General features: G+C 57.9%; 6 protein-coding genes and 2 pseudogenes. 6 read left to right on the forward strand and 2 right to left on the reverse strand.

Annotation, left to right across the window (positions count from 1 at the left end; all coding sequences use genetic code 11):
- The first annotated feature begins 1131 nt into the window (after window positions 1–1131).
- The 5 genes and pseudogenes from IVA82_RS48320 to IVA82_RS24920 all read left to right on the forward strand — a co-directional run bounded on the left by IVA82_RS48320 (window position 1132) and on the right by IVA82_RS24920 (window position 9357).
- Window positions 1132–2202: pseudogene (locus tag IVA82_RS48320) on the forward strand (ATP-binding cassette domain-containing protein).
- 1085 nt (window positions 2203–3287) lie between these two features.
- Complete coding sequence (locus tag IVA82_RS24905; RefSeq protein ID WP_247493597.1) at window positions 3288–4148, forward strand: MaoC/PaaZ C-terminal domain-containing protein; 861 nt, start codon at window positions 3288–3290, stop codon at window positions 4146–4148.
- A gap of 1098 nt (window positions 4149–5246) precedes the next feature.
- On the forward strand, window positions 5247–6095 hold the full coding sequence (locus IVA82_RS24910) for an acyl-CoA thioesterase II (protein WP_247493598.1): 849 nt from the start codon (window positions 5247–5249) through the stop codon (window positions 6093–6095).
- 467 nt (window positions 6096–6562) lie between these two features.
- Window positions 6563–7435: an acyl-CoA thioesterase II gene (tesB, locus tag IVA82_RS24915; RefSeq protein ID WP_247493601.1), complete on the forward strand. Its 873-nt coding sequence runs from the start codon at window positions 6563–6565 to the stop codon at window positions 7433–7435.
- A gap of 863 nt (window positions 7436–8298) precedes the next feature.
- Complete coding sequence (locus IVA82_RS24920; protein WP_247493599.1) at window positions 8299–9357, forward strand: phosphotransferase family protein; 1059 nt, start codon at window positions 8299–8301, stop codon at window positions 9355–9357.
- Between the two features lie 110 nt (window positions 9358–9467).
- On the opposite strand, the gene IVA82_RS24925 is transcribed toward IVA82_RS24920, so the two are convergent.
- Both IVA82_RS24925 and IVA82_RS24930 read right to left on the reverse strand, forming a co-directional pair.
- Entirely contained in the window at window positions 9468–10070 is a 603-nt protein-coding gene (locus IVA82_RS24925) for a plasmid pRiA4b ORF-3 family protein (RefSeq protein ID WP_247493600.1), read from the reverse strand.
- Window positions 10067–10525, reverse strand: a complete 459-nt coding sequence (locus IVA82_RS24930) for a transposase domain-containing protein (RefSeq protein ID WP_256469709.1) — start codon at window positions 10523–10525, stop codon at window positions 10067–10069. The genes IVA82_RS24925 and IVA82_RS24930 overlap by 4 nt, the downstream gene beginning before the upstream one ends.
- Here IVA82_RS24930 and IVA82_RS24935 point away from each other — a divergent pair.
- Window positions 10418–10878, forward strand: a pseudogene (locus IVA82_RS24935) (transposase); the annotation flags it as partial. The gene IVA82_RS24930 and the pseudogene IVA82_RS24935 overlap by 108 nt on opposite strands.

Below are 10878 nucleotides of genomic sequence, written 5' to 3' on the forward strand. Positions count from 1 at the left end.
TCTGACCCATCAATCGCTCTTAAGCTCGCTCTTAAACACGTGCTTATGAGTGCTCAATCCGCCTCTCAGAACAAGGCGGCCTTCATCGTGGGCGTACGCGTAAGACGACTGATGCTCTGTTGCAGTTGTTCGAGTCGCGAAGACATTCGAACTGTCAATTGCATCGTCATGTGCTGCAGCCGACTGCCAAAAATGCAGTTCGGCTACACCTCATTGCATAGTGCTGGAGCAAGAACGAGGCAATGGCCAGACCGAGCAGATCTGTTGCCGCTGGAATTATCCGGCGCTTGCACAGAGCGTCCTATCTGAAAGGAACGCGCGGCTTGTCCCGACGTGACACAAACTGTTTGCGTGCGCGACATTGTGTGCGCAAGAACAAAGGCAAGACAAAACTCTTGCGCGACCTCAAATCGAGCGTTCGCCAGAAATGGGCGTCGGAAACGGCCTAACAGGATCAGACCATTTTGCGGCGGGTGCGCGTGGCTCGACGCCGTGTGCAAGCCGGTAATGTGCACCTAGTGAAGGTTAGGATGCGATCTGAAGTTCGTTTATGGCGTGCCATAACGATTGCGCTCGTTGCAAGTGGTGCCGCCAATCCAGCGGATCTCGAGCCTGCAGTGAACATGCCGCGGGGACTGTGGAGCTGGACCGAAGGATTAGATTGCGTGCTCGTCGGCGGCCAGTACGGCGGTAAGTCCTTCAGTGACTACGGTCCGTCAATCGATCGCAACGTCAGCGATACGTCTTGGCTCTTGCAAGATAGCAACATCTGCGACAAACGAAGCTGCTGTGGCGGCGACATCACCTACCGAGGAGCATTGAGGTGGGCGCGCTCACGCGCTTACCGTCTTGAAGGTTGCGCGGGATCGATGTGTAAGCAGCGCCTCGTTCCTCAAATCGGCGAGGGTCTACCTGATCATGTCTTGTTCGACGATCGTGCGCCTACGCCCGCTGTTCTCGCAGGAGTTTCGGCAGTGCCGTTGACCGCCGGCGTTCATAGAGGCCGTCGTCCAGCTCTTCCAAAGCATCCAACAACCGGTTGTTTTCAATGACTCCCCTGTCGTGTCTTGCGCCTTCGTGCGCCAATTCAGATGGAGTCGGCTCGCGCTGTCAGTGCGGCCGGATCGCGCCATGAATGTTCACGTTGACAAGCTACCCGCCGCAATCCGCGAGGTCATACCGTTCGTGTTCCAGCACTGCCTGAAGCAGCCTGTCCGCCTCGCGATCGTTCTAGTCGGCTTCTTAGGTGCATCGATCGCCGACCTACTGATGCCCGGTTTACTCAAGCTACCTCGTTGACGCATTAACGTAGGTCTGAAGGCGATTGTGCCACTCACGCTGGAGACGATCGCCGATGCAACATGCGAAGCCTTCATGCGGGTGCAGCGCTTCTCGACCGATTGGCACACCAATTCCTTTGCCGGCTCAACCGTTCGCCAGATCACGCGTGGCATGTCTGCGCTCGACCTGCTCAATGCCACCATTCTGATGGCATTATGGCCGTCGCTCGCCGTGCTCGTAGGCTCGATGATCCTGATGGGGGCACCGCGCGCCGTTGTACGATGGCCTGTCGGTCGATATCCACGCCGGCGAACGAGTTGGACTTGTCGGCCGTTCCGGTCCGGGCAAGACCACGGTTATCAAGTTGGTGCAGCGGCTCTATGACCTCTCCGGCGGCAGGATCCTGATCGACGGCCAAGATATTGCCAAAGCGACACAGCAATCGCTGCGCAGCCAGATCGCGGTTGTGCAGCAGGAGCCGATCCTGTTTCACCAGCACGCTGGCTGAGAACATCGCCTACGGCCGGCCCCGAGGCCGACATGGCGGCGATCGAGCAGGCGGCGCGGCTCGCCAATGCGCATGACTTCATCCTGCGGCTGCCGAAAGGGTATGGTACGCTGGTCGGCGAGCGCGGTGTAAAGCTGTCGGGCGGTGAGCGGCAGCGGGTCGCGCTCGCGCGAGCGTTCCTAGCGGACGCGCCGGTGTTGATTCTAGACGAGGCCACCTCGAGCCTCGATTCGGAATCGGAGGGGCTGATCGAGCAGGCGATGGAGCGGTTGATGAAGGGACGCACTTCGATCGTGATTGCGCACCGGCTATCGACGGTACGCAACTTCGAGCGCATTCTGGTGTTCGATCGCGGTGAGATCGTAGAGCAGGGCAACCACGGCTCCCTGACTCGAGCGGGCGGCATCTATTGATGGCTGTTCGAACCGCAGGCCACGGACGATGGGCTCGGCGAGCCCGTTCAACGAGGTCGCTAATGGAGTGGCTCGACCTGATCCGGCTCGACATCATGAGGACGTCCGGGAGCGAAGGGGACTTTGTCGATAGAATTTGTGAGCATCATCCGCTTCCGTACCCCGTCTGGTCCATGTGCCTTGGTTGGCTGCAAGATATGTTTGTCGGCTCAGCTGATTTGCGTAGAGTGGGCGCAACTTCCCGTGTCTGCGAGTTTCCGCGCTCGTCATTCGCGGGCGCTTGCCGCGTCTAAGGTAAGTTCGGTTTGAGTCAATCTGGATGATGGAATCCCGGCGGCGATCAAGTTGTCCGATTTGATCAACAAAATCCAGCATGCATGAACATGCTAATCGCCAATCAAACGACAAATACGAAGAACGCCTTTTACAGCTTTCATGGATCATGATGCGATCGGCGGACAGTGCAATTCGAGCAGTCGCCGGCTTCGTGCCGCCAAGGAGGAAATGTGAGTATATAGCGCCGTACTAGGCCACATGTGCAAGCTTTTGAGTGTCGGCAGCTAAGCTCGATCTGGTGCATGGAATTGGAAAAATGCGCCGAGGGAACGGCAGGCTATGGAGTGTGTAAGGGTTTGCTGAGACTTTAAGCTGTGCCCTGGCGGCGCCAAGCGATGTCCCGCTTCTGACAGGCACAAGCCCCGTCAGGTTTAGAACATGGGGGGTGTCGGGGGGGACATGCGTGATCAGACGCTTAACGCGTTGACGGTTCTGGCATGGCCGTTGCTAGTGAGGTTCAGCCACACTGAATGGTATGCTAACTCTCGCAGGGAAAGACGAGCGATGATCTTACTCTCTGACATGTGTGTCGCCGGTCCTGAGCAAAACGCAGACATAAAGCGCGCAGCTTGGTAATAGCTTCGGAGGGCAGCATGGTGCCGCGCATGGAAGTGCTGGTTGCCTCCATCAATACGAGAGTTGGCTAGGAGGCAGCACTTGACGAGCACGAAATTTGATGGAGCGTGGACGTCCACTGCCGCTCTATAAGCGGGCCTGCCGCCAAGGTAACGAGAACGAGGAGCTGCTCGATGCCGATCGACTATCCCGCCATACTCGACCTCAAGACCGAAGCCGCTCCCTATTCGTGGAGCGATCGGGAGGTGATGCTTTACGCGCTTGGGATCGGCATGGGCTCCGATCCTCTGAACGAAAAGGAACTGCAGTTTGTCAACGAGGCATTTGCAACTCCCAAGCCGCTAAAGGTTGTTCCGACTTTTGCTTCGGTCTGCGTCTGGGGTGCCCGACCCGGGTTCATCGACCTCAATCGCGTCATGGTCCTTGACGGTGAACGCGACATCACATTTCACAAACCGATCCCCGTCGCAGCCGGCGTTACTGCGGATGCGCGCGTGCGCGGCGTGTACGACAAAGGAAGGGAGAAAGGCGCGATCGTTCAGAACGAAGTCGTCGTTAGAGACGGCGCGTGCGACAAGATGGTCACGATCGTTTCTTCGACGTTTGCGAGGGGCGACGGCGGCTTTGGCGGACCATCGGAGGGAATGCCAAAGCCGCATCAAATACCCCGCAGAGCGCCGGACCGATCAATCGATATCCCGACCCAGCCTGATCAAGCGCTGATCTACCGTTTATCAGGTGATCGAAATCCCTTACACAGCGATCCGGAATTTGCGCGCCGAGCGGGTTTTCCCAAGCCCGTTCTCCATGGCATGTGCACCTATGGACTGACCTGCAGAGCCGTGTTGCAGACTTATGCCGACTACGATCCCTCTGCCTTCCATCGTCATCGCGTCCGCTTTTCTGCCCCGGTGTTTCCGGGTGAGATCATTACTGTCAATCTGTGGCAGGACGGAAATTCGATTTCGTTCGAAGCTCATGTTCGGGAGCGCCAAGTTACCGTCGCCAAAAACGGGCAGACACTGCTGGGCTGACCTGGTCTAGTTGAAGATGTCAACCGAATTGGCGCGGCACCCGTGCAGCATTTGGAGACCAGCGCGACACGAATTCTGCCGCTAGGGCAAGGCGGTGCTTGTGTAGCCAGCGTTGCCTCGCGCTAATAACGATCCCGCAAAGGTGCCGAAAGTGTAAAATCTATGGTCTGCCTGAACGAGTCCGGCCACGCTTGGGAGGTCGCTCTAGGCCGCAGAAACTGAGATGTGAAGGCCTATCTACTAGTCATATCTTACGAGGCGCGTGCTGTTAATGTCCTGCTCGAGATCAGTGCTAACGGCGTGAGCGCCGCCAAAAGAAGAGCCGTACCGGCGTTGAGTATGAAACGTCACCTAGCGAGTAGTTGCAGTTGTATTCTCGCTGACTGCGCTGCGTAGCCGTTGCCAATGCGAACCCGGCGGCCGGCACCAGCCCTAGCGCGTACACTTGGCTCGGATGAGGAGGCGATAGCGCTCGACATAGCCGCCGATGGGCAGCAGCTCACCTTGGACCAGCTAGGGGCGTTTCATTACAACGATCGAATTCGAAGCTCCGTTCCCGAGCTGCCTTGGAGACGCAGGGGGCAAAAGTCGCTTGTGAGATCAGAAGCCGCTGTGGGCTTATCCAAGAATCGCAAGAATCCAGCAAGCCGAATCTAATACGAAGCGTCACCCGTGCGGCAATTTTGAAAGGACCTCCATCCAAAGCGTTCGGCACGAGAGGCGACGCTTGTCCTTCGCGCGATCGTTGTCTGCTCAGCTGTGAGGTTTACAATCTGTATTGTTCGGAGCGCGACGCTAAGGGCAAAGTATTTCGTTGGCGCGGCTCGAAGTGAATGGACCTGCGTCTGCTCTATGCACAGTGTTCTGGCATGCCGATTGCTGCGGAGTTGGATCGTTGGGAAATGTTGGCAGTTCTGGGGTTACAATGAGAAGGTCTCGAGTTAGCCAAATCGGTAACAGCAGCACTGTCGCGTGCCGTTCCGCTACTTTGCGCTGGCATCATGCCGTTCCAAAGAACGCGCCGAAATCTCGAAGCGTCCTGTTTATGGCTCCGTGCCATGGCCGGAGATGACGCCGTAAGAAACCGAAAGCGCATCAATGTCCCAAAGCCTGATCAACCTGCCCGCTATTTTGGACGTGGAACCGATCGAACCGAACCTATTTCGTGGCGTCAGTCCGAACACCAACGCGCAACGGGTGTTTGGAGGCCAGGTGATCGGGCAGGCTATGGCCGCGGCATGCCGCACAGTGGAGGGTCGGCTGCCGAATTCGCTGCACAGCTGCTTCATCCGGCCCGGGGACCCGCAGGCGCCCATTGTTTACGAGGTCGAACGGCTGCGCGAGGGCAAGAGCTATTCGACGCGCCGCGTCAGCGCAATCCAGCATGGCACCGCAATCTTCTCCATCATGGTCTCGTTCCATGCCGGGGAGGAGGGCGCCTTTGACCATCAGGACAAGATGCCATGCGTGCCGCTGCCGGAAACGCTGATGGTAGAGGAGGTGCCTAAGCAGCCAGTATATTGTGAAACGACAGAATTCATCCGCCATAATTACGCGATCGAGTTGTGCCCGGTCGAGATCGGCCGTTATGTCGGTCAAAAAATTGCCGACGGGCGCGTTCATATCTGGATCAAGGCAGCGACGAGGCTGCGCGATGATCCAGTGCAGCATATGTGCGCGTTGGCCTATGCCTCCGATTACCCACTGCTCGATGCGGTGACGGCGCGGTATGAGCGCCCATTGTTCGACCAGCGTTTGACGATTGCAAGCCTCGACCACGCGATGTGGTTTCACCGCCCGTTTCGAGCAGACGACTGGCTGCTTTACGCCAAAGAGTCGCCGAGCGCGCAAGGCGGACGCGGGCTCGTGCGCGGCTTGATCTTCGAGCCTGACGGCACATTGGTCGCATCTGTTGCCCAGGATGGTTCGGTGCGCGAGCGACGCTGAGCTGTCAGTGCGTATAAACGTGATGATCGTTTTCGAGGATCCCACGGCCGCCGGTTCTCAGCCCCGAGAAGCGTCCATCCCTCGTTCATGTGCGTTGTCGTGTTCGGACCCTTGTCCGGTTGAATCGATATTGCCAACCGACAGTAACCGCAAGTATCGTTGCCGGCGGAATGAGGACGCCGATTTCGCATCTCTATACCGTCTTGTGGCACGGTGATTGCTGGGCAAGTGAAGCATCGTTGGAAAGAGTGGATGCGGTAGTCCCGGCCCAGGGGTTCAAGGAAGGCGTCTCGTTTCTTACAAATCGATGTCAATACACCAGCACAGCTGCAGTTGGGCCCGCCTCAGCTGCAAACCAGATGGGCCAGAACAAGAATCGCCTGCGCTATGGCTCGTTTCGGACCTTCGGCTCCATCGGAGGGCTGCCATACCAGGGGATGATGCCGAAGAAAAAGAAAGGCGCGTCAATGTCCAAAACCTCGATCGACCTGCTCGCCATCTTCGACCTTGAGCCAATGGAGGTGAACCTGTTTCGCGGCAACAATCCGAATCCTCTCCCTCAACGGGTGTTCGGTGGCCAAGTGATAGGGCAAGCGATGGTCGCGGCATGTCGCACGGTGAAAGACAGGTTGCCGCATTCGCTGCATGGCTATTTCATTCAGACCGGTGATCCCCAGGTTCCGATCATCTACGAAGTCCAACGGCTGCGTGATGGCAAAAGCTATTCGACACGGAGCGTCACCGCAATCCAGCATGGTAAGGCAATCTCTTCCATCATGGTATCCTTTCACGCAGGCGAACAGGGCGCTTTCGATCACCAAAACAAGATGCCAGATGTTCCGCCGCCAGAAGGGCTCACCTTCGAGGAACTATCCAAACGGCCGATGTTTTCTGACATACCGGAATTCATCCGCCACTATTATGACCTCGATCGACCGATTGAATTGCGTCCGGTCGAGATTGGTCGTTATGTCGGTCAAAAGATCGATGACGGCCGCTTTCATATGTGGATGAAGGCCGCAGCAAAGCTGCCCGATGACCCAACGCTTCACATGTGCGCGCTGGCCTATGCCTCAGATTTAGCGCTACTCGATGCGGTCATGGTCCGCTATGGCCGCACTCTGTTCGACGGGCGCATGATTTCGGCGAGCCTCGACCACGCAATTTGGTTCCACCGCCCCTTTCGGGCGGACGAGTGGCTACTTTACGCCAAAGAGTCGCCGAGCGCGCAAGGCGGACGAGGCCTCGCGCGCGGCTTGATCTTCAAGCGTGACGGGACGCTGATAGCGTCCGTCTCTCAGGAGGGCTCGATGCGCGAATGGCGTTCGGTCTCCAACTGAGCAGAAACATCCTGAGACCGCCAGTCCTGCGCCTCCCCCGTCAGCAGCATTGCGATCAGGCCCCCTCAGCATCTGCAGGTGCGTCGATGTTGCGCCATCTGCGCGAACGGGCAATGACCGTCTTGTGCTTCCATTGTTTCCGCCAGCTGGCGAGCGATGCGCTTTAACTGCACGGTGTCTATCATTTGTGTGTCCGTAGCGCGCAAGGCCGGCTCTCGGAAGAGGTGTTTCCAGACCCCACGTGAGCCCCGCGCACACCGATCGTAGAGTTTAGTCGGGGACAAATTCGAGTGTGCAATCGCACTGGCGGCAGCCATATTAGATGAATGGACGATGCCACTAATGAGGCGGGGATGATCTGCAGGCGCAAATTCACGAACATTCGTTGGCAAATGAGAGACGCTGCGCTCTCACCACTGTTCGTCGCTCACCCAGAACGGGATCTTGCGCATGATCGCAGCCCGCTCCGACGCGAGTCAGGATCGTATTGTCGGCGCAGAGAAAAATGAGATCTGACCCACGTCACCTTCAGATCCGCCCGATCGCATCGCCAAAAGGAGTCACTCTTGAGCGAGCTAAGCGGCCTGAGATCCGCGCAGGAGGTTCGATGACTAGGAATTACTGCTGTATTAGTATCTAAAGGCGAAGCGGCTTGTGAATCATCGAGCAGGCGGTGCAGACCTTGGACGGCGCAACCGACGAGGTGGAGTCCGCACGACCAAGCTCGACACGCGCCATGCGTCTCACGGATGGTCCCGATGAAGTGCACTGCCGCACCATTGTCAGACTTGAAGTTCGGAAGTATGCAGCTGCTCGGGTGATTAATGAAGCGGGACGCTTCAATAATTTCGTGGAGCGTCACCTTGGCCGAGGGCTTCAGGAAGGACCAGGAGTTTTCGGGCACGAGACCCGTCGAAGAGCGACATCGCATCGACGAGAGCCGTCTCGACCGCTGGATGCGCAAGCATGTCGAGGGCTATACCGGGCCCTTGACCGTCTTACAGTTTAAGGGAGGCCAATCCAATCCCACATACAAACTCGACAGCCCCGGCCGCTCCTACGTGATGCGCAGAAAGCCGTTCGGCAAGTTGCTGCCGTCGGCGCATGCGGTCGATCGCGAGTTCCGCGTCATCTCGGCGCTCGGCCAGCAGGGCTTTCCGGTTGCGCATGCGTTTGCGCTCTGCACTGATGATGCCGTCATTGGTGCGGCCTTCTACATCATGTCGATGGAGGAAGGACGCGTTTATTGGGATCCGACTTTGCCGAGCCACCCTGCCGAAATGCGGGCAAAGATTTTCCGCAGCAAGATCGAGACTCTCGCGAGGCTGCACATGTTTGATCCCGATAGCATCGGCCTTGCGGACTTCGGAAGGCATGGCAATTATTTCGCGCGCCAAATCGATCGCTGGACCAAGCAGTACCGCGCCTCGGAGATGCAATATATTCCGGAGGTTCAAAAGCTGATCGAATGGCTGCCGAACACGATCCCCGAGCAGAAACGTGTCTCCATCGTGCATGGCGACTATCGACTCGACAACATTATCTTCGATGCAATGCAGCCGCGCGTGATCGCGGTACTCGACTGGGAATTGTCGACGCTCGGCGATCCCATGTCCGATTTTACCTATCTGTTGATGCAATGGATCAGGCCGGGCCTTGCGGACGCCGACCTGAAGACGCTCAATATCCCGAGCATAGACGAGGCCGCGCAGATCTATTGCGACTGCACGGGCAGCGAGCTGCCGGATTTGAACTGGTATTTTGCGTTTAATCTCTTTCGGTTGGTCGGCATGACTCAAGGCATCGCAGCCCGCATCCGAGATGGCACCGCCGCCAACACCAAGGCGATCGAAGCTGCCAAGCGGACCGTGCCGCTCGCGAAAGCATCATGGAATTATGCGCAGAAGGCGGGCGCGAAGTAACGCAAATTGTTGAAACGAGCGCGATGTCGGGAGAGTTCTCAATGAGCAGTTCTCGGCCTCAAGTTCAAGGTAAGCGTGGCGCTGCGGCCCTTTCGATTGGCGCTTGACGCCTATTTTGACCGCGTGACGCGACGCCGCGGCTTCCATTTGTCGGACAAAGCGTTGACGGCGGCCTCGATCGCTTTCCGGTCGACAATGTTGGGATCAAACTGCTCCGGACCCCAGAGGCGTATTTGTTCGTGCTCCGGATGGGCGGGGTCGCCGATGGCATCGAGGTATTCGGCATAGCCTGGCGCACCGCCTACGTCTTCCGGAGGACAACGGCTGGCGGCATCGAGCAAGAATGGAAGACCGTCCGTCGACGTGTTGTCGAACCATTTTTCGAGTTTGATCACATGATCCCAGCTGTCGCCAAAGTCATAGAGATAATGGATCGTCTTGGCGCCGGTTTCGCGGACGATATCGGAGAGCCGCGCCTTGCGGGCATCGATCGGCTGGGGGCCAAAACCACCGTCGGGATCGGGGATGCCCCAACGTTGTTCGCTAGCGTGGAACTCGAAGAGATGGCTATTCGTCCAGCCAAACGCCGCCTGAAGCGTCAGATGCAGCCGATCAAGGCGCAGGGTGACGGGTACGACAAGGCAACGCATCACCTCCGGCTTGACGTCCTTGAGGGTTACCCTGATCCGGACGGCGGTCGTGTTCAGGCTCATGCTGCCAGCCTCGGATCATGCGCATGCATCGTGTAGGTCGACCCCCAGGGAAGCAGTTCGTCCAGTCGCGCCGCAGGCCAGCCATTGACGAGCTTTGCGAGGACGTCAGAGAGCCAGTGCTCGGCGCTGACGCCATTGAGCTTGCACGTTTCAATGAGCGAAGCCAGCAATGCCCAATTCTCGGCACCCTCGTCGCACCCAGCGAACAGGGCGTTCTTGGCATTGAGCTTGATCGGCCGCATCGCACGCTCGACCGCATTCGTGTCCATCTCGATACGCCCGTCATCAAGGTAGAGCGTTAGCATTACAGTTGCTTTGTTTGCAGACTTCTGAATCCATGGGCAACCATGATTCGAATGTCGTGGGCGCGGGCCGCGTCGGTTGAGGAGACGCTTGCGTTGTGGGCGGCGTCGCTTCGAGAGATCAAGAAACGGATACGTCCGTTGTTCACGCAAGAGCGTGTTGCGACGAATGCAGGCTTGTTCCTGGAAGGTCTGCTCGGAGATGAGCAGCGCAAGACCGGCTGGATGCGCGCGGAGGCGGCTGGCGATCCTGGCCCATGGCGTGGCAGGCAATTCTGGGTCGTGGAGATTGGGACGCTGATGCCCTGCGCGATATCGTCCGCGACTATGTCATCGAGCATTTGGCGGATGACGATGCGGTGCTGGTGATCGACGAGACCGGCTTTCTCAAGCAGGGTAAGGCGTCATGCGGAGTGGCGCGGCAATACACTGGTTCGGCAGGGAAGATCACGAACTGCCAGATCGGCGTCTTCGCTACCTACGTTTCGCGTCATGGTCATGCGTTC

It is taken from the genome of Bradyrhizobium sp. 142 (assembly GCF_023074015.1).
Lineage (GTDB): Bacteria > Pseudomonadota > Alphaproteobacteria > Rhizobiales > Xanthobacteraceae > Bradyrhizobium.